The sequence below is a fragment of the Streptomyces sp. NBC_01237 genome, assembly GCF_035917275.1.
GTDB lineage: Bacteria > Actinomycetota > Actinomycetes > Streptomycetales > Streptomycetaceae > Streptomyces.
Genome location: NZ_CP108508.1, coordinates 2,002,076 through 2,021,818, shown reverse-complemented (window position 1 = coordinate 2,021,818; position 19,743 = coordinate 2,002,076). Strand labels below are relative to the sequence as shown.

General features: G+C 72.3%; 17 protein-coding genes. 13 read left to right on the top strand and 4 right to left on the bottom strand.

Features of this window, described 5'->3' with window-relative positions; translation table 11 throughout:
- The first annotated feature begins 170 nt into the window (after positions 1 to 170).
- The 3 genes from OG251_RS08970 (at position 171) to OG251_RS08960 (ending at position 4,058) form a co-directional block, all read left to right on the top strand.
- A complete protein-coding gene (locus tag OG251_RS08970; protein WP_326676659.1) occupies positions 171 to 1,664 on the top strand; it encodes a hypothetical protein in 1,494 nt (497 codons plus the stop codon).
- Positions 1,665 to 1,973: 309 nt separating this feature from the next.
- Complete coding sequence (locus OG251_RS08965) at positions 1,974 to 3,461, top strand: alkaline phosphatase PhoX (protein ID WP_326676658.1); 1,488 nt, start codon at positions 1,974 to 1,976, stop codon at positions 3,459 to 3,461.
- Positions 3,462 to 3,827: 366 nt separating this feature from the next.
- Complete coding sequence (locus tag OG251_RS08960) at positions 3,828 to 4,058, top strand: hypothetical protein (protein ID WP_073720249.1); 231 nt, start codon at positions 3,828 to 3,830, stop codon at positions 4,056 to 4,058.
- Between the two features lie 125 nt (positions 4,059 to 4,183).
- Here the strand turns inward: OG251_RS08960 and OG251_RS08955 are convergent, their stop codons facing one another.
- The 3 genes from OG251_RS08955 to OG251_RS08945 all read right to left on the bottom strand — a co-directional run bounded on the left by OG251_RS08955 (position 4,184) and on the right by OG251_RS08945 (position 6,699).
- Positions 4,184 to 5,401, bottom strand: a complete 1,218-nt coding sequence (locus OG251_RS08955) for a TerD family protein (protein WP_326676657.1) — start codon at positions 5,399 to 5,401, stop codon at positions 4,184 to 4,186.
- A gap of 131 nt (positions 5,402 to 5,532) precedes the next feature.
- Positions 5,533 to 5,757, bottom strand: coding sequence for a hypothetical protein (locus OG251_RS08950; RefSeq protein ID WP_326676656.1), 225 nt, complete (start codon positions 5,755 to 5,757; stop codon positions 5,533 to 5,535).
- A 132-nt stretch (positions 5,758 to 5,889) separates the two neighbouring features.
- Positions 5,890 to 6,699, bottom strand: a complete 810-nt coding sequence (locus tag OG251_RS08945) for an NAD-dependent epimerase/dehydratase family protein (protein WP_326676655.1) — start codon at positions 6,697 to 6,699, stop codon at positions 5,890 to 5,892.
- A 272-nt stretch (positions 6,700 to 6,971) separates the two neighbouring features.
- Here OG251_RS08945 and OG251_RS08940 point away from each other — a divergent pair, with 272 nt between their 5' ends.
- Positions 6,972 to 7,931, top strand: coding sequence for a 5-dehydro-4-deoxyglucarate dehydratase (locus OG251_RS08940; RefSeq protein WP_326676654.1), 960 nt, complete (start codon positions 6,972 to 6,974; stop codon positions 7,929 to 7,931).
- Positions 7,928 to 9,106 carry a hypothetical protein gene (locus OG251_RS08935; RefSeq protein ID WP_326676653.1) on the top strand — a complete coding sequence of 393 codons (1,179 nt, stop codon included), beginning with the start codon at positions 7,928 to 7,930 and terminating at the stop codon, positions 9,104 to 9,106. The genes OG251_RS08940 and OG251_RS08935 overlap by 4 nt, the downstream gene beginning before the upstream one ends.
- Before the next feature lie 26 nt (positions 9,107 to 9,132).
- Here OG251_RS08935 and OG251_RS08930 read toward each other — a convergent pair whose 3' ends face one another.
- A complete protein-coding gene (locus tag OG251_RS08930) occupies positions 9,133 to 10,383 on the bottom strand; it encodes an MFS transporter (protein WP_326676652.1) in 1,251 nt (416 codons plus the stop codon).
- 242 nt (positions 10,384 to 10,625) lie between these two features.
- Here OG251_RS08930 and OG251_RS08925 point away from each other — a divergent pair, with 242 nt between their 5' ends.
- The 8 genes from OG251_RS08925 (at position 10,626) to OG251_RS08890 (ending at position 19,526) form a co-directional block, all read left to right on the top strand.
- Positions 10,626 to 11,282, top strand: a complete 657-nt coding sequence (locus OG251_RS08925) for a GntR family transcriptional regulator (protein WP_326676651.1) — start codon at positions 10,626 to 10,628, stop codon at positions 11,280 to 11,282.
- Between the two features lie 32 nt (positions 11,283 to 11,314).
- The gene (locus OG251_RS08920) at positions 11,315 to 12,217 is read left to right on the top strand and encodes a dihydrodipicolinate synthase family protein (RefSeq protein ID WP_326681194.1); all 903 of its coding nucleotides are present in this window, start codon (positions 11,315 to 11,317) and stop codon (positions 12,215 to 12,217) included.
- A complete protein-coding gene (gene araD / locus OG251_RS08915; RefSeq protein ID WP_326676650.1) occupies positions 12,214 to 13,941 on the top strand; it encodes an L-arabinonate dehydratase in 1,728 nt (575 codons plus the stop codon). The genes OG251_RS08920 and araD overlap by 4 nt, the downstream gene beginning before the upstream one ends.
- Positions 13,942 to 14,160: 219 nt before the next feature.
- Positions 14,161 to 15,090 (top strand): carbohydrate ABC transporter permease, encoded by a 930-nt coding sequence (locus OG251_RS08910; protein ID WP_326676649.1) that lies wholly within the window; start codon positions 14,161 to 14,163, stop codon positions 15,088 to 15,090.
- Positions 15,087 to 16,001 carry a carbohydrate ABC transporter permease gene (locus OG251_RS08905; RefSeq protein ID WP_326676648.1) on the top strand — a complete coding sequence of 305 codons (915 nt, stop codon included), beginning with the start codon at positions 15,087 to 15,089 and terminating at the stop codon, positions 15,999 to 16,001. Before OG251_RS08910 ends, OG251_RS08905 begins: the two co-directional genes overlap by 4 nt.
- A gap of 8 nt (positions 16,002 to 16,009) precedes the next feature.
- Positions 16,010 to 17,179, top strand: coding sequence for a Gfo/Idh/MocA family protein (locus OG251_RS08900; protein ID WP_326676647.1), 1,170 nt, complete (start codon positions 16,010 to 16,012; stop codon positions 17,177 to 17,179).
- Positions 17,176 to 18,000 (top strand): PmoA family protein, encoded by an 825-nt coding sequence (locus OG251_RS08895; RefSeq protein ID WP_326676646.1) that lies wholly within the window; start codon positions 17,176 to 17,178, stop codon positions 17,998 to 18,000. Before OG251_RS08900 ends, OG251_RS08895 begins: the two co-directional genes overlap by 4 nt.
- Complete coding sequence (locus tag OG251_RS08890; protein WP_326676645.1) at positions 17,997 to 19,526, top strand: glycoside hydrolase family 43 protein; 1,530 nt, start codon at positions 17,997 to 17,999, stop codon at positions 19,524 to 19,526. The genes OG251_RS08895 and OG251_RS08890 overlap by 4 nt, the downstream gene beginning before the upstream one ends.
- Positions 19,527 to 19,743: the final 217 nt, after the last annotated feature.

Here is a 19,743-nt window from a genome sequence, read left to right as displayed (position 1 = left end):
TCTACGCGCGTCAATCTCTTGGGTCCACACGTGAGTTGTCAAGGTTCTCCGGATGACGGTCGCGGTACGTCCTGGGAACCGGGTGGCATGGGGCGAAATGCGTCTACGCTTGGGCGGCCCAACCGCGTACACACCCGGTACGCCCGAGCACGTCCCGAGGAGAACCCCCGATGTCCGCAGAGCGCCCCACCCTGCCGCCGGTGCGGCTGCACTCCGAGGCCGAGCTGGCGCGGGCCGCACTGGCCGCTCCGCTGCTCGCCCGCGCAGTCCGGCTCGCCCGCTGGGCCGGACCCGGGACCCGGGTCGGCGCGGGCGGCGAGCTGGTCGAGGCGCAGCTGCCCGCGGCGGCCGAGCACCTGGGCCTCTCCCCGGACGAGGACGGTGCCGCCTACGCCAGTGAGGCATGGCGTCTCGCCGTCGACACCGGGCTCCTCGATGTCACCGATCCCGAGGACGACGACGAGGCGGCCGAGGGCGCCGAGGACGCCGCGGAGACCGAAGGGACCGTCACGGTGGGCGAGGGCCTGGCCGTGCTCACCGGCGGCTCCCCGCAGGACATCCTGGCGCTCTGGCTCGACGGCCTGGAGGCGGTGCACGCCGACGCCACCGCACCGGTCTTCGACGACTTCGCCGATCTCGTCCAGGAGGACGGCTCGATCGACTTCGACGCCCTGGACTGGGACCCGGAGGCGGAGGCGGAATTCCTCGACGGCGTCCTCGGCAACCTGTATCTCCTCACCCTCGCGGAGAACGGCGCGGGCGACACCCCGGTACCGCTGCCCGCCCTCGCCGCGTCGATGATCGTCCCCGACGACATGGGCGAGCCCACCGACGACATCCTGGAGCAGGTGTCGGAGGCGATGATGCGGCTGGACGACCAGTTCCGGCTGCTGGAACCCATCGGGATCGTCGAGTACCGCCCGGTGGACGAGGCGCTGCTGGTCGAGGAGGGCGAGGGCGACGGGTCCGCCGGTCTCCCCGACGAGGACGACGTCACCCGCTACGGCATGGTCAAGCTCACCCCGCTCGGCCTCTACGGCATCCGCAGCCGGATGCTGGAGGCCGGTGTGGACGCGCCCGCCGTCGGTGACCTCGCCGACAAGGGCGCCGACGCGCTCCTCGACGGCATCGCCCACTACCCGGAGGCGGCGGCCCGGTCCGAGGTCGAGCTCTGGCTCGCCCGCCGGGGCACGGGCGACGCGGTGGCGGCGGCGGCCGACCTGCTGGCGGCGGCGCGCGGTACGGACGAGGGCGCCCCGCTGCGCCGGCTCCACTGCCAGCAGGCGCTCGCCCTGGCGGGCCCCGAGGCGGAGCCCGCGGTACGCGCGGTGCTGGACGACCCCGAACTGGGCGGCCTCGCCCGGGTCTGGCTCGCCGAGCGCGGTGCCGCCGACGTGCCCGTACCGCCGGAGGCGATGGTCTTCTGGCTGGCCATCGACACGATCGCCGCGCAGCTCGACGCGGACGGCGATCTGGACGAGCTCCAGGGGCTGGTGGAGGGCCTGGCCGGGCAGCACAGCGGCTTCTTCGACGGGGCCTGGCGGGTGGACCACCCGGCGACGGCGGACGTGCTGGAGGCCATGGGGCGGCTGCACAGCGACAAGAAGTCGGCGAAGGACGCCCGGAAGGCGGCGTTCAAGGCGCGCTCACGCACGGGCGCCTGAGCGAGGCCGCCGAGGGCCTGACGTGAGGGCCTCGCTCGCGGGCGTGGTGTGAGCGAGCCGCGTGTACGAGCCGCGTGCGCGAGGGCGAGCGAGCGGCCCGCGCGTGTGGCTTGAACGGGACCCTTGAGCGGTGCGGTGGTGCCGCATGGGACACCTGTGGTGGGTGGGGCGGGTCCGGCTTCCGGGCCCGCCCCACCTGCGTTCACAGAAAGGGTGCGGCTCGAAGTCGTGTGCTGTTCAACCGGCGTTCGCACGGGGGAGGGAACGTGATCGCGCCAGTCACGCCGCCCGCCGCACCAGGAGTCCGCCATGTCGTTCACGCGCAGGGAATTCACCAGACAGTCCGCTCTCACCGGCGCGGGCATCGCCCTCACCGGTGCCGTCGGCGCCCTGGCCACCGCGCCCGGCGCCCTTGCCGCCGAGGACGCGAGGCACGGCCACGACGGACATGACCACGACGGCCACGGCCACGGCCACGACGACCACCACGGGCACGGCAGGGAGCCCGGCTACGGCCCGCTGCTCCCCGACCCCAAGGGCATCCTCGCGCTGCCCGCCGGATTCTCGTACCGGATCGTCACCCACAGCGGTGTCACCAAGCTGGAGTCGGGCGAGTACACCCCCTCCAACCACGACGGCACGGCCGCCTTCGAAGGCCCCCGCGGCGTCACCCTCCTCGTCAACAACCACGAGCTGAGCGGCACCCGCGCCAAGTGGCAGTACCCGGTCCCGCTCACCGACGGCCTCGTCTACGACCCGGTCGCGGCCGGTGGCTGCACGGTCGTGGAGACCCGCCGCGACGGCCGCACCGCCGAATGGGTCGGCATCGCCGGTACGTCCACCAACTGCGCGGGCGGCAGCACCTCCTGGGGCACCTGGCTGACCTGCGAGGAGACCGAGGACAAGGCGGGCAAGAACGGTCTGCTCAAGGACCACGGCTATGTCTTCGAGGTCGACCCCTACGACAAGCGCGCCAACCGCGACCCGCGCCCGATCAAGGCGTTCGGCCGGTACGCCCACGAGGCCGTCGTCATCGACCCCAAGCGCGGCCACGCCTACCTGACCGAGGACGCCTCCGGCCCCAACGGACTGCTCTACCGCTGGGTCCCGCCGCACGGCTTCAAGCACGGCCGGGGCAAGCTGCGCACGCTCGCCGACGACGCCGGTGTCCTCCAGGCCACCCGGTGCTTCGACAAGAGCGGACGGTTCGTCGACGACCTGTCCCGTGCCACGAAGATCGGCACGGTGTACGGCGTCGACTGGGTCGACGTCCCCGACCGTGACGCCAAGAAGGTCTCGGTGCGCAAGCAGTTCGCCGACACCGACATCACCCGCGCCCGCAAGCTCGAAGGCATGTGGTGGGGCGACGGTGGCGCCTACTTCGTCTCCTCCTTCGCCCGCGACGAGAGCCCGGTCCAGCATGACGGCCAGGTCTGGTTCTACGACCCGAAGCGCCGCACGGTGACCCTGAAGGTGCTCCTCGGCGTCAACGCCGACCCGTCGAAGGACGGCGCCTTCGACGGCCCGGACAACATCACCGTCTCGCCGTACGGCGGCATCGTCATCTCCGAGGACGGCGAGGGCATCCAGCACCTCTTCGGGGCCACCGAGAGCGGCCGGACGTACCCGATCGCGCGCAACGAGCTCAACGCGGGCACCGCGGAGGACCCCTCGTACAGCGAGATCGCCGGGGTCACCTTCTCGCCCGACGGGAAGACGCTGTTCGCCAACATCCAGACACCCGGCATCATGCTCGCCATCACCGGTCCGTGGAAGCGTCAGCCGAACCGGCACTGACGGGCAGCGGCCCGAACCGGGCACTGACGGGCAGCGGCCGAACCGGTACCGGCCGGGCGCCCGATGTCACCGAGGGGCACGGTCCGGTCACGTTCGGTGGCGCTGTCGTCGGGGACTTCCCGGCGACCGCGCCCGGCCGTGTCCGGAACCGGGCCGCGCGCCGGGTCCGCCACACCCTCTCCGAAGGGGAGAAGCACCACACCTTCGGGGGTCTTTCCGGCGCGGAATTCCTTGTGACGCCCCGGCCGGCAGCGGCCGGAACCGCCGACTGGCCCCGGTAACGCCTGATTACGAATCCGGCACTACTGGGCCCCCGGGAGCGGTCGGGCATGGCGTCGGGCGTCCCGGAGGCGCATACTCAAGGTAATGAAACAGTCAGCCGGATCCCGGCGTCACCTGCCTTCCAGTCCCTTCAACCGCCCGGCCCAGGCGGCCCCACCGGTCGAATGTTTCGATGTGGGCGACAGGGTGTCGCACGACCAGTTCGGGCTCGGCAGAATCCTTGCTGTCGAGGGCGACAACGATGCAGTCCTCATCGACTTCTCGGGGCGACAGGGGAGGATCCTGAGCCCGTACTCCAAGCTGACCAAGCTCTGAGAAGGAGGACGAGCACGAGCAGCGTCCACCCGGAGAAACTCCGGATCCGGGGCACCTGAGAACCATCGGGTGCCCCGGAAGCCGTTCCCGGACGAGTCCGGGAACGGCTTGCGTCCGGGTCGGTCCTACAGGGCCTTGGCGGCGGGCTTCACCATGCCGCGCACGGTGCGCGACTTCACGAACTCGCCCATGCCGGTCATCTCCCACTCGCCGGAGAACTGCTTGATCAGCTTGGCCATCAGTACACCGGTCTGCGGCTCGGCGCCCGTCAGGTCGAAGCGGACCAGCTCTTCACCGGTGGCCGCGTCGATCAGCCGGCAGTACGCCTTGGCGACCTCGGTGAACTTCTGTCCGGTGAACGAATTCACCGTGAAGACCAGGCCGGTCGCCTCGGCGGGGATGCGGCCCAGGTCCACGACGATCACCTCGTCGTCACCCGCGCCCTCGCCCGTGAGGTTGTCGCCGGAGTGCTTGATCGCGCCGTTCAGGATGGAGAGCTTGCCGAAGTAGCAGCTGTCCAGGTGGTTGCGGTTGGGGCCGTAGGCGATCACCGAGGCGTCGAGGTCGATGTCCTTGCCGCGGAACGCGGGCTCCCAGCCGAGGCCCATCTTGACCTGGGACAGCAGCGGCCGGCCGCCCTTGACCAGGGACACGGTCTGGTTCTTCTGGAGGTTGACCCGCCCCTTGTCGAGGTTGATCTTGCCGGAGCCGGCGGGCGCGGCGGCCGGCGGCGCGGGCGGGGCGGGCGGTGCCGGGGGAGCGACCCGCGGGTCCACGGGGGCGGCGACCGGAGCCGGAGCGGCCACCGGGGCCGGAGCGGGCGCGGCGGCCGGTGCCGCGGGCTCCTCGACCGAGACGCCGAAGTCCGTGGCGATGCCGGCCAGCCCGTTCGCATACCCCTGGCCGACCGCGCGGGCCTTCCAGACGCCGTTGCGCCGGTAGATCTCGATGACCACGAGCGCCGTCTCGGCGCCCAGCTGGGGCGGGGTGAAGGTGGCGAGCGCACTGCCGTCGTCCGCGTTGCGCACGGTGGCGGTGGGCTCGATGCCCTGGAAGGTCTGGCCCGCGGCGTCCGGGCTCGCGGTGACGACGATCTTCTCGATGCCGGGCGGGACCGCGGAGGTGTCCACCACGATCGCGTCGGGCGCGGAGCCGCCGCCGGAGCGGTAGGACACGCCGGGGCCCGAGGGCTGGTTGTAGAAGATGAAGTCGTCGTCGGAGCGCACCTTGCCATCGGCGGTGAGCAGCAGGCCCGAGACGTCGAGCCGCACCGGTGCGGCGACGTCCACCGCCACGCGGGCGGCGGAGAGAGGGATGTTCGAGCCGGGGGTCATTGCGGTCATGCACGGGGTAACGAACGACCCGGCTTTGCCGTTCCCTTACCTTTGCCCGCCTTCACCCGGCTGCGCGCGTGCCGTCCCGGACCGTTCCGTGCGGCCCCGGACCCGCTCGGCGGCGGGCCGTCGGACCCGCTCTACCGGCGCCGGTTGCGGGGGTGGTCGCGGGCGGCGCGCTCGTTGCCGTGCCGGTACGCGCCCGTCCAGCGCGCCATCACCAGCTGGGCGTCCCCCGACTCCACCTCGGCGAGGAACTTCTCCGCCCGGCCGCCGCGCAGGGTGCCCGCGGGGCGGCCGTGATGCGTGATCGTGACGGCGGCGTCGCCGTGCTGCTCGTACCGGAATCCGGAGGGTCTGGGCATGGGCGCATCCTGCCCGGCCGCCGGGCGGCACGTCGCCCGGTTATTGCCCGCCGCCCCGGTCTGCTCCCGCAGTCGGCCGCCCGGCCTGCCCGTCACGGCCGCCCCGCCGCCCGCCGGGCCGCCCGTGGAGGCTCAGCGCGGCCAGATCGGCGGGTCGGTCACGAAGTGGCCGCCCACGTGCGCGTGCTCGGGATTGTCCGGGTCCAGTTCGCCGTGCTCGGCGATGAGCTCGGCGGCGTAGCTCTCCGAGTCGTCCTGCGGCTCGTACCCCAGTGACCTGGCCGTCGACAGGTCCCACCACAGACGGGTGTTGTCGGAGGAGCCGTGGACGACGGTGTGCCCGACGCCCTCGGCGGTGAGCGCGGCGTGGAAGAGCCGCGCGCCGTCGCCGGGGCTCATCCAGACCGAGAGCATCCGTACCGAGGACGGCCGGGCGAAGCAGGAGCCGATGCGCACGGAGACGGTCTCGATGCCGTGCCGGTCCCAGTAGAGCTGGGCCAGGTCCTCGCCGAAGGACTTGGAGAGGCCGTAGAAGGTGTCGGGACGGCGGGTGATGCCGATCGGGATCAGCGGATCGCCGGGGGCCGGGGGCGGGGTGTAGCCGATGACGTGGTTGGACGAGGCGAACACGACACGCCGTACGCCTTCCTCACGGGCGGCCTCGTAGAGGTTGTACGTCCCCTCGATGTTGGCGCGCAGAATCTTGTCGAACGAGGCTTCCAGGGAGATGCCCGCGAGGTGGATGATCGCGTCGACGCCCCGTACGGCCGCGCGCAGCGCCTCCCGGTCGCCCAGGTCGGCGGTGATCGCGTCCGGTTCGCCCTGGACCGGGGCGACATCGAAGAGGCGGAGTTCGTAGCCGTACGCGGGCAGCAGTCCGCGCATCAGGGTGCCGAGGCCGCCGGCGGCGCCGGTGAGCAGGACGGTGCGGGGAGCGGGCATACGGGGATCTCCTCGGTGCGAGCGCATGAGTGGACTGCGCGACGCCTCAAAAACATGGATGACATTCACATGCGTGGACACGCTAAGAAGGAGTGGCGGAGCGCGTCAAGTGTCCCGCCGGGGCCGGTTCCCCGGTGCGGGGCGAGTGGCTCCGCTTTTGACTGCGGGTTTCCTTCTTGACCTGCGCCGCGCGGCTGCCCTAGCGTGGTGGCGTTCAGAAATATGGACGACGATCAGAACTGTGTACGTCTGAATCCGCTCAGGGAGCGCCCGTGACCTCAGCCCCCCTCGCCGCCCGGCTCACTCGTGTCGCCGGACCGCTCTTCTTCCCCGTCACCGCGTACGGGCCGGACGGCACCGTCGACCTCGACACCTTCCGCGCACATGTGCGCCGGGGCATCGACGCCGGAGCGGCCGCGGTCTTCGCCTGCTGCGGCACGGGCGAGTTCCATGCGCTGACCCAGGAGGAATTCCGCCTCGTCGTCGCCGCCGCGGTCGAGGAGACCGCCGGCCGGGTGCCCGTCGTCGCGGGCGCCGGATACGGCACGGCACTCGCGATCCAGTACGCGAAGCTCGCCGAGGAGGCGGGGGCCGACGGGCTCCTCGCCATGCCCCCGTACCTCGTCGTCGCCGACCAGGAAGGGCTGTTGAGCCACTACGCGGCCCTCGCGGCGGCCACCTCGCTGGAGACGATCGTCTACCAGCGCGACAACGCGGTCTTCACCCCGCAGACCGTCGTCGCCCTCGTGCAGACGCCGGGAGTGATCGGGCTCAAGGACGGCTACGGCGACCTCGACCTGATGCAGCGGATCGTCAGCGCCGTACGCACCCAGCTGCCCGGTGAGGACTTCCTGTACTTCAACGGGCTGCCCACCGCCGAGCTGACCGGGCTCGCCTATCGCGGCATCGGCGTCACGCTCTACTCCTCCGCCGTCTTCGCCTTCGCCCCCGATATCGCCCTCGCCTTCTACCGGGCCCTGGACTCCGGCGACGACGGCCTGGTCAACGCGCTGCTCGACCGCTTCTACCGGCCGCTCGTGGAACTGCGCGGCAAGGGGCGCGGTTACGCCGTCTCGCTGGTCAAGGCGGCCGTGCGGCTCCAGGGCCTGGACGTCGGCGAGGTGCGCACCCCGCTCACCGAGCCGCCCGCCGCCCACATCAAGGACCTGGTGGAGATCATCGCGAGCGGTCGCGCGGTGCTGGAGGAGCACGCGGCGGAGGAGCGGGCGTGAAGACCTCCGCCTTCCTCTACCCGTGGGACGTCGTCGGGGACCCGGACGCCGCCGCGCGGATCGCGGACCTCGGCGTCCAGCAGGTGACGCTCGCCTCCGCCTACCACTCCACCCGGGCGCTCACCCCGCGCCATCCCGCGCACCGGATCGTCACCGCCCAGCACGCCGCGGTGCTCTACCCGCCGGACGAGAACCGCTGGGCGGGGCGCGAACCGGCTCCCCACGGGCAGACCTGGATGGACCGGGACGACCCGTACGGGGATGCCGCCCGCGCCCTGACCGACGCCGGTCTCGACGTGCACAGCTGGGTCGTCCTCGCGCACAGCTCCCGCCTGGGCGCCGAGCATCCGCACCACAGCGTCGTCAACGCCTACGGCGACCGCTACCCCTGGGCGCCCTGCATCGCCCGCCCCGCCGTCCGGGCCTATCTGGTGGACCTGGCCGCCGAGGCGGCCGCCCGGCCCGGGACGAGCGGCACCGAGCTGGAGTCCTGCGGCTGGTACGGCTTCGCCCATCTGCACGCCCACGACAAGATCGCGGGCGTCGGACTGGGGGACGCGGCGCAGTACCTGATGTCGCTGTGCTTCTGCACCGACTGCCAGGACGGCTACGGCACGCAGGGACTGGAGGCCGCGGAGCTGGGTGCCGCCGTGCGCCGCGCCCTGGAACCCGTCTGGGCCGGTTCCGGCTCCACCGAAGCCGGCTGGTCCGGTGTCGAGAAGCTCCTCGGCCCCGACCTCGCCGCGGCCACCCTCCGGTGGCGGACCCGGACCGCCCGCGCCCTCCAGGAGTCCGCGGTCGCCGCGGTAAGGGCGGCGGCCGGGCCGGACTTCCAGGTCCTGCTGCACGCCGACCCCGCCCCGTACCGCTCCGGCGCCAACGTCGGCGTCGACGCGGAACACATCCTCGCCGTGGCCGACGGTGTGGTGCTGCCCTGCGCCGGCGGCGACGCGGCGCGCGAGGCCGTCCTCGGGCCGTTCACCGGACGGTCCGGGGTGCTCGCCGCCAACTTCGGTGTGGTGAGCGGGATGGGCGGCAGCCCCGGCACGCTGGAGCGGGACGCGGCCCACGCCGCCTCCCTCGGCGCGAACCAACTGCGCCTGTACCACGCCGGGCTGGCCTCCGGCCCGGACCTCAGGGCCGTCACCGAAGCGCTGGCACGCATCGGGCGATGACGGGACCGGACCGGTGGGGGCGCCCGTCAGCCGCCCCCGCCGGTCCGTGCTCCGGCGTGCCGGTCCCCGTACCGCCGCCCCCGGCCGCCCAGGACCAGCACCGCCGCCGCGAACAGCCCCGCCGCGCCCGTCAGGGACAGCAGCACCCGGGTGTCCAGCACCGCGACCAGCCCGGCGCCGAGCGCCAGCGCCACCGCGTTGGGCGCCATCATCAGCGAGTTGGCGGTGGCCGCCGTCCGGCCGAGCACCGCGTCCGGCGTCTCCCGCTGCACCGCCGTCATCGCGGTGATCAGCACACACGGCAGCCCGAACCCGATCGCCGCCGCGGTCACCGGACCCACCGCCTCGTACGGCAGCGCCCGCGCCGCCACCGCCGCCGCGAACAGTGCCGTCCCGGCCGCCGCGAACCTCCGCTCCCCCAGCCGCCGCAGCAGCGTCCCCGCCAGCAGCCCGACCACGACCGAACCGGCGCCCTGCACCGCGTACAACAGCCCGGCGTAGGCGGGGGAGCGGCCCAGTACATCATCGACGTAGGCGTAGGTCGCGGCTCCGTTCAGCCCGGCGAGCAGCATCGTCACCGACCCCGCGTACACCAGTGGCCGCAGCGTCGGTGACTCCCGCACCTGCCGTGCACCCGCCGCCAGTTCGCCCCAGCGGGCCCCTTTCGCGGGTCGGAAGCCCGCCCGTTCCCGTACCCGCTCGCGTACCGGCAGCCGCGCGAAGACCAGGGCGGCGAGGGCGAAGGTCGCCGCGTCCAGCACCGCCACCGTCCCGCCGCCGAACCGGGCGTACAGACCCGCGCCCGCGAGCGGTGCGAGCAGCTTCATGCCCTCGCCCGCACTCATGCGCAGCCCGTTGAGATCGCCCAGCAGCCGCGTGTCCACCGACCGGGCGATCAGGGTCGCCTCCGCGGCGTCCACGAGCACCCCGCCCACCCCGTAGAGCACCAGAACCACGAAGACCAGCCAGATCCGCCCGGCCGAATCCACCAGCAGCAAGGTGGTCAGCAGACCCGCCATCGCGACGTTCACCCGGACCAGCAGCGGCTTGTCGGGCAGCCGGTCCGCCACCGCGCCGAGCGCGGGGCCGACCAGCACCGGCGCCCACATCGCGAAGACGGTCAGCGCCGCCAACGAGTCCGAACCCGTCAGGGACTTGACCCAGATCCCGGCCGTGAGCCACATCGCCGAGGTCCCGAAACCGGAGACGACCACGCCCGCCAGATACCGCCCCGCCGTGCGATCCCGCAGCACCCTGCCCATCGCCGAACCCGCCATCGCGCTCTCCCCGCCTCCCTGACCTGCACATCTGTCATACGGACCAGGGTCGTGACTAAGGAGGAGGCGGGGCATCGGGCAGATTCCCTAGAGCTTCCGCCGACCGGACCGGGCCCCGGCACCCCACAACTTCTTTTGTCAGAAGCGTTGACGAAACATTCGGGACCGCTCTAGCTTCATCGCGTCGTACTTCGTACGTCATATATGAGACGCGATACGCGAGATGCGAGAGCCCTTCACCCATGACCTTTGCGCCCACCCCGATTCCGTCCCGCACCCAGTACGTGCTGGAGGCGATCAAGCACGCGATCCTCACGGCGCAGCTGAGACCAGGGCAGGCGCTCGTCGAGACCGAACTCGCCGCGCAGTTCGGGGTGTCGAAGACCCCCGTGCGCGAGGCGCTGAAGACGCTCGCCGGTACCGGGCTCGTCGTCATGAGCCAGTACAAGGGCGTCACCGTGCGGCTCGTCGACGCGACGATGGCCCGGGAGGTGTACGACGTGCGCCTGCTCCTGGAACCCGAGGCGCTGCGCCGCTCCATCACCCGCAGGGCCTCTCTCGAAGCGGCCCAGGAGGCCCTGGAGCGGGCCGACTCGGCCGAGGACAAGGCCGAACGGTCGCTGGCCAACCGGGACTTCCACCGGGCGCTCTATCTCCCCTGCGGCAACCCGCTGCTGTCCCGGATGCTCGACGAGGTCCGTGACCAGGCCGCCCTCGTGTCGACCGTCGCCTGGGCGGCCATCCCGACCTGGGAGCGGGAGGCGGCCGAGCACCGGGAGATCCTGCGGCTCGCGCTCACCGCCGACGCGGCGGCCGCCGCCGGGGCGCTGCACGACCACATCGCGTCGTTCGTCAGCCGCGCGTTCCCCGCCGACGCGGACGGGGGCGCGACGGCATGAACGTGAAGCACACCGACGAAAGGCCGGCCCGCATGGACCTCTCCCCGCTGAAGTCAGCCCTCGCGGATGTCGTGGCGATCCCGGTGACCCCGTTCGCCGAGGACGGCACCATCGACACGGCGGCGCACCGCGCCCTGCTGAACAGGCTGCTCGACGGCGGCGTCCGCGTCCTCACCCCGAACGGGAACACCGGGGAGTTCTACGCGCTCACCCCCGACGAGCGGCGCACCGTCACCGAGCTGACCGTCGACGAGGCGGGCGGCCGGGCCACGATCCTGGTCGGCGTCGGCCATGACGTACCGACCGCCGTGGCCGCCGCCGAGCACGCCCGGGACACCGGGGCCGAGATGGTGATGGTGCACCAGCCGGTCCACCCATACGTCTCGCAGGACGGCTGGGCCGACTACCACCGGGCCATCGCCGGGGCCGTACCCGAACTCGGTGTCGTCCCGTACATCCGCAACCCGCTGCTGGGCGGCGAAGCGCTGGCCGACCTCGCCGACAGCTGCCCCAACGTCATCGGCGTGAAGTACGCCGTCCCGGACGCGGCCCGCTTCGGAGCCTTCGCCCGGGACGCCGGGCTGGAGCGGTTCGTCTGGATCGCGGGCCTCGCCGAGCTGTACGCCCCCTCCTACTTCGCCACCGGCGCCACCGGCTTCACCTCCGGCCTCGTCAACGTCGCCCCGGGCGTCTCGATGGCCATGCTGGAGGCGCTGCGGGCCGGTGACTACGCGGGCGCGATGAAGGTCTGGGAGCGGATCCGCCGCTTCGAGGAGCTGCGCGCGGACCGGCAGTCCGCCAACAACGTCACTGTCGTCAAGGAGGCCCTGGCCTCCCTCGGACTCTGCCGCCGCGACGTACGCGCCCCGAGCCGGGTGCTGCCACGGGCGCAGCGCGCCGAGGTCGCCGACCAGGTCGCCGGGTGGTCCATATGAGCGGCCGGATCGCCCCCGAGGAGCTGCGCAGCCACCAGTGGTACGGGACCGACGGGCTCCGCTCGTTCAGTCACCGCGCCCGCACCCGCCAGCTCGGCTATCTGCCCGAGGAGCACCTGGGCAAGCCGGTCGTCGCGATCCTCAACACCTGGTCCGACATCAACCCCTGCCATGTCCATCTGCGCGAACGGGCGCAGGCGGTCAAGCGGGGCGTCTGGCAGGCGGGCGGCTTCCCGCTCGAATTCCCGGTCTCCACCCTCTCGGAGACCTTCCAGAAGCCGACCCCGATGCTCTACCGCAACATGCTGGCGATGGAGACGGAGGAACTGCTGCGCTCCTACCCCGTCGACGGTGCGGTGCTGCTGGGCGGCTGCGACAAGTCCACGCCCGCACTGCTGATGGGCGCCGCCTCCGTCGACCTGCCGACCGTCTTCGTCCCGGCCGGTCCGATGCTGCCGGGGCACTGGCGCGACGAAGTGCTCGGCTCCGGCACGGACATGTGGAAGTACTGGGACGACAAGCGGGCCGGGCTCATCGGCGACTGCGAGATGGCCGAGCTGGAGAGCGGGCTCGCCCGTTCGCCCGGCCACTGCATGACCATGGGGACGGCCTCCACGCTGACGGCCGCCGCCGAGGCGCTGGGCGTCACGGTGCCCGGTGCCTCGTCCATCCCCGCCGTCGACTCCGGCCACGACCGGATGGCGGCGCGGTCCGGGCTCCGGATCGTCGAACTGGTCTGGCAGCAGCGGAAGCTGTCGCAGATCCTCACCCCGGAGGCGTACGAGGACGCCGTCGCCACCGTCCTCGCGCTCGGCGGGTCCACCAACGCCGTCATCCACCTCATCGCGATGGCCGGCCGCTCGGGGGTGAGGCTCACCCTGGACGACTTCGACCGGATCGCCCGCACCGTCCCCGTGCTCGCCAACCTCCGCCCCGGCGGGAAATACCTGATGGAGGACTTCCACTTCGCGGGCGGGCTGCCCGGATTCCTGGCCCGGCTCACCGACGTACTGCACCTGGACCGTCCCACCGTCGCGCACGACACCCTGCGCGAACAGCTCGACGGGGCGCTCGTGCACAACGCCGACGTCATCCGGGACCGGGACGACCCGCTGGCCGAGGAGGGGGGCGTGGCCGTACTGCGCGGCAACCTCTGCCCGGACGGGGCGGTCATCAAGCACATCGCCGCCGAGCCGGGTCTGCTGCGGCACACCGGCCCCGCGGTCGTCTTCGACGACTACCGCGAGATGCAGCGCACCATCAACGACCCGGCCCTGGCGCTGACGGCGGACCATGTCCTGGTGCTGCGCAACGCGGGACCCAAGGGCGGGCCCGGGATGCCCGAGTACGGCATGCTGCCGATCCCCGACTACCTGCTCAAGCAGGGTGTACGGGACATGGTGCGGATCTCCGACGCCCGGATGAGCGGCACCAGTTACGGGGCGTGCGTCCTGCACATCGCGCCGGAGTCGTACGTCGGCGGCCCCCTCGCCCTCGTCCGCACCGGTGACCCGATCACCCTGGACGTCGCGGCGCGCCGCCTCCATCTGGACGTGAGCGAAGCCGAGTTGGAGCGGCGCCGGGCCGAGTGGACACCGCCGCCCGCCCGTTACGGGCGCGGCTACGGCGCGCTCTACCAGGACCAGATCACCCAGGCCGACACCGGCTGCGACTTCGCCTTCCTGGCCAGGCAGGGAGAAGTGCCCGACCCGTACGCGGGCTGAGCGAGGGCCGCGGCCGGCGAAGCCCGTACGCGACGCGGCCCCGAAGCCGGTACGCAACGCGGCCGACGGAGCCGGTGAACGAGGAAGCGGCCCGAGAGGGCCGTACGGAACCCCGGCGCACCGCCCCGTTCGGCCCGCCGAACGCCATGCGGGAAGCGCTTGCGCACACCACGCGGGACCCCGCCCCGCCCCGCACTTCACAGAGAACGGAGACGTGTCATGGCCCAAGCCGCAGCCGTGGCCAAACCGCCCAAGGTGCCCCGGCGCCGTTCGGCGAGCCCCCGCCGACTGCCGTACCTGCTGATCGCCCCGGCCGGGCTGCTGATGCTGGGCTTCATCGCCTACCCGGTGATCAGCGTCTTCTACTACAGTCTGCAGAACTACAACGTCACCAAGCCGTGGCGGAACGGCTTCGCCGGATTCGACAACTTCACCCGGATCTTCACCGAGGACGACCAGTTCTGGACGACGCTGGGCTTCAGCGCCCAGTGGGTGGTCACCCAGGTCGCGCTCCAGCTGACGCTCGGCCTCGCCCTGGCCCTGATCGTCAACCAGTCCTTCGTCGGCCGCGGCATCTCCCGCGCCATGGTCTTCTCGCCGTGGGCCGTCTCCGGGGTGCTGACCAGCACCATCTGGATCCTGCTCTACAACTCCTCGACCGGCTTCAGCCGATACCTCGCGGACGCCGGGATCGGTGACTACGGCACCTCCGTCCTCTCGGACACCGGCACCGTCTTCTGGGCCGCGACCGTCGCCGAACTCTGGCGCGGCGTCCCCTTCTTCGCCATCCTCATCCTCGCCGACCTCCAGTCCGTCTCCAAGGAGCTGTACGAGGCGGCCTCGGTCGACGGCGCCGGGCGGCTGCGCCAGTTCTTCCACATCACCCTGCCGCACCTGCGCGACGCGATCATCCTGTCCACCCTGCTGCGCGGTGTCTGGGAGTTCAACAACGTCGACCTGCTCTACACCCTCACCGGCGGCGGTCCGGCGGGCGAGACCACCACCCTGCCGCTCTACGTCGCCAACACCGGCATCGAGGGCCACGACTTCGGCTACGCCTCCGCGCTCACCACCGTCGCCTTCGTGATCCTCCTCTTCTGCTCGATCGTCTATCTGCGCCTGAGCAAGTTCGGAGGCGACCACAAGTGACTGCCGCCCTCGCCGAGAAGCACGGCACCGGCTCCGCCCTCCCGCCCCGCGACGACACCCCGCCGCCGGCCCCGCCCCGCCGCCGAGGGCGTGAGCGCGCCTTCGACGACGTACCGCGTTGGCAGATCTATGTGCCACTGGGCATCTATCTGCTCTTCACCCTCATCCCGTTCTACTGGATGTTCCTGTTCGCCGTGCGGCCCGCGGGCTCCACCTCACTGGTGCCCTGGCCGATGACCGGCGAGCACTTCTCCAAGGTCTGGAACGAGCGCAGTTTCGCCGTCTTCTTCCAGAACAGCATGATCGTCGGCGTCGCCACCCTGTTTACCACGACGCTGGTGGCGCTGGCCGGGGGCTACGCCCTCGCCCGCTTCGACTTCAGGATCAAGAACGCCTTCATGCTGGCGCTGCTCTGCTCCCAGTTCATCCCGGGCGCGCTGATGCTCGTACCGCTCTTCGAGATTTTCAAGAACCTCCAGATGATCAACTCCCTGGGGAGCGTCATCATCGCGGAGACCGTCTTCCAGCTGCCCCTGTCGATCATCCTGATCAGCGGTTTCATCAAGAACGTGCCCACCACGCTGGAGGAGGCGGCCTGGGTGGACGGCTGCTCGCGCTTCCGGGCCTTCTGCGCGGTCGTCCTGCCGCTGCTGCGGCCCGGACTGATCGCCGTCGGCTCCTTCGCCTTCGTGCACAGCTGGAACCACTTCCTGTTCGCCCTGATGTTTCTCAGCGAGCAGGACAAGCAGACGATCCCGGTCGGCCTGAACACCCTCATCGGCGCCGACAGCGTCGACCTGGGCGCGCTCGCCGCGGGCGGAGTCATCGCCGCGGTACCCGTGGTGATCGTCTTCGCCTTCATCCAGAAGTGGCTGATCACCGGCTTCAGCGCCGGCGCCGTGAAGGGCTGATCGCACCCATGACTCCCACCCCGCTGCCCATCGTGCTCGCCGGGGCCAGGGGCCACGGCCGCCGGCACCTCGCCAACATCCGCCGCCTCCAGCACCAGGGCCTCGTCCGCCTCGCCGGGATCTGTGAACTCCAGCCGCTGACCGAGGCGGAACTCGCCCCCTTCGCCGGTGAGCTCCCCTCCCAGTCGACCGACTTCGGGGCGCTCCTCGACTCCACCGGGGCCCGTGCCGCCATCATCTGCACCCCCATCCAGACCCACACCGAACTGGCCCTGGCGGCTGCCGCCCGCGGCGTCCACCTCCTCCTGGAGAAGCCGCCCGCCGCCACCTACGCCGACTTCACCCGCCTGAGCGACGGCGTACGGGCGTCCGGCATCGCCTGCCAGATCGGCTTCCAGTCCTTCGGCTCGCACGCCGTGCCCGCCGTCCGCGAACTCGTCCGCGAAGGCGCCGTCGGCACCCTCCGGGGCATCGGCGCGGCCGGCGCCTGGGTCCGCGACGACGCCTACTACCGGCGCGCGCCCTGGGCCGGACGCCGCAGGCTCGGCACCGTCGACGTGGTCGACGGCGTCCTCACCAACCCCCTCGCCCACGCCGTCGCCACCGCACTCGAACTCGCCGACAGGGGCCGGGCGACGGACGTGGCCCGCATCGAGACCGAACTGTTCCGGGCCCATGACATCGAGGCGGACGACACCAGCAGCGTCCGCATCACCACCACGGACGGACTGCCGGTCACCGCCGCCGTCACCCTCTGCGCGGAACAGGACGCGGACCCCTATGTGATCGTCCACGGCGACCGCGGCCGGATCACCTTCTGGTACAAGCAGGACCGGGTGCTCCTCCAGCGCTCCGGCCACGGCCCCGAGGAGACCGTCCACGGGCGCACCGACCTCCTGGAGAACCTGGCCGCCCACCTCGCCACCGGCACCGCACTCCTCGTACCGCCGCACCGCACCGGCGCGTTCATGCGCGTCGTCGAAGCCGTCCGCACCGCCCCCGACCCCACCCCGCTGCCCGCCGACGCCTGGCACACCGGGCCCGCCACGGGCACCACCGGCGTGCGCCGGATCGTCCGCGGCATCGACGCCACGGTCGCCCGGGGCGCCGACACCCTCAGCCTCTTCTCCGAACTAGGCGTCCCCTGGGCGCGACCCCGTGAGGTGAGTACCCCATGACCACCGCACTCCTCAGCTGCGCGGGCCGCCCCGTCGGCCGCTACAGCTACCGGCCCGGGAGCGACGGCCGCCCCTACCTCCACCCCGTCACCACCCTCGCGGGCACCCCCGTCACCGAGGAGCACCCCGCCGATCACCTCCACCACCTGGGGGCCTCCGTCGCCGTACCCGATGTGGCCGGGCACAACTTCTGGGGCGGCCGCACCTTCGTCCGCGACCAGGGCCCCACCGAACTCGACAACCATGGGGTGCAGCGCCACCTCGGCTGGAAACTCCGCGACCCGGACGGCTTCGTGGAGGAACTCAGCTGGGAGGCCGACGGCGCCGAACTGCTGCGCGAGCACCGCACCGTCGCCGTCACCGGACTCTCCGACACCGCCTGGGCACTCGACTTCTCCTTCTCCCTCACCAACCGGGGCACCACCGGCCTGTCCATCGGCAGCCCCGCCACCAACGGCCGCCCCGGCGCCGGGTACGGCGGCTTCTTCTGGCGCGCGCCCAAGGAGCCCGCCGCCCCCGCCGTGTTCAGCGGGACCCTGGACGGCGAGGACGCGGTGCACGGCAGCGCCGCCGACTGGCTGGCGCTCACCGGGGACGGCTGGACCCTCGTCTTCGCCGGGGCCACCGACGAGACCCGGCGCGACCCCTGGTTCGTCCGGACCACCGAGTACCCCGGCGTCGGCTCCTCCCTCGCCGCCGACCGCAGGCTGCCCGTCGCCGCCGGGGCCACCGTCGTCCGCCGGGTCGTCACCGTCATCGCCGACGGCAGGCTCGACCGGGACACCGCCGCCGCCCTCGTCCGCAAGGTCGTGACCGCGTGAGCCGGCCCTGGACCGCCGACCTCGGCGACGGCACGTACCGCAACCCCGTCCTGAACGCGGACTGGTCCGACCCGGACGTCGTCCGGGTCGGCGAGGACCACTACCTCACCGCCTCCAGCTTCGGCCGGGCGCCCGGCCTGCCGCTGCTGCACTCCCGCGACCTCGTCAACTGGACGCTCATCGGCCATGCGCTGGACCGGCTGGAGCCCGCCGCCGACTTCGCCGTGCCGCGCCACGACCGCGGTGTGTGGGCCCCCTCCCTCCGGCACCACGCCGGACGGTTCTGGATCTTCTGGGGCGACCCCGACCACGGCATCCAGCAGATCAACGCCGCGCACATCCGGGGCCCGTGGAGCGCCCCGCACCTGGTCAAGGCGGGAAAGGGACTGATCGACGCCTGCCCGCTCTGGGACGAGGAGACCGGCGAGGCGTACCTCGTGCACGCCTGGGCCAAGTCCCGCTCCGGCATCAAGAACCGGCTCACCGGCCACCGTATGAGCCCCGACGGCCGCGAACTGCTCGACGAGGGCACGACGCTCGTCGACGCCGACCTGATCCCCGGCTGGTTCACCCTCGAAGGCCCCAAGCTCTACCGCCACGACGGCTACTTCTGGATCTTCGCCCCGGCCGGCGGGGTGGAGACCGGCTGGCAGGGGGCCTTCCGCTCCCGGGAGTTCTTCGGCCCTTACGAGGAGCGCGTCGTCCTCGCGCAGGGGACGACCGACGTCAACGGGCCGCACCAGGGCGGCTGGGTGCGCACCGCGGCGGGCACGGACTGGTTCCTGCACTTCCAGGCCCGGGGGGCGTACGGGCGGGTCGTCCACCTCCAGCCGATGCGCTGGGACGAGCGGGGCTGGCCCGTCATCGGCGACGAGGGCGAACCCGTCTCCGTGCACACCAAGCCCGACGTGCCCGCCCAGCCGGTCGAGGCCCCGGCGTGCGGGGACGACTTCCCCGGCGGGCGGTACGGCAGGCAGTGGCAGTGGACCGCCAACCCGCGTCCCGGCTGGACGGTCGAGCACGCGGGGGACGGACTGCGGCTCGCCTGCGTTCGGACCGGGTACGCGCACGACCTGCGGGCCCTGCCGAACGTGCTGGTCCAGCGGCTGCCCGCCGAGACGTTCGCCGTCGAGGTCGGCCTGACCCTGAACAGCGGGGAACCGGGCGCCAGGGCCGGACTCGCGGTGCTGGGGGACGCGTTCGGCTGGATCGGCCTGGAGGCGGGTACGGACGGGGCGGCCCGGCTCGTGCACCGGTACGCGGAGACCGTCGCCGAGCGCGAACGCGACGCCGAGTACCCCCGGCCCGCGCCCGGTGGCACGGCTCGGCTGCGCATCGAGGTCACCTCCGGTGCCCGCTGCCGCTTCCTCGCCGACACCGGCGACGGCTTCCGCCCCTCGGGCCAGGTCTTCGCGGCGACGCCCTGGCGATGGGTGGGCGCCCTCCTCGGGCTCTTCGCCACCGCGCCGACGGGGGCGGGACCGGCCGGAACCGCCGACTTCACCGCGTTCCGCACCACGGACTGAACCGTCACCGAAGCGCCCGCCCACGGGCTGGACGCGTACCGAATGCCCCGCCCACGGACTGAACCCGCACCGAAGCGCCCGCCCACGCACCGAACCGCACCGAAGCGCCCGCCCACGCACCCCACCGCACCGGCATGTCCGCACCACGCACCGAACCCTCACCCACGCGTCCGCCCACGGACCGAACCCCCGCCACCACGACGCCCGCACGCCCGTA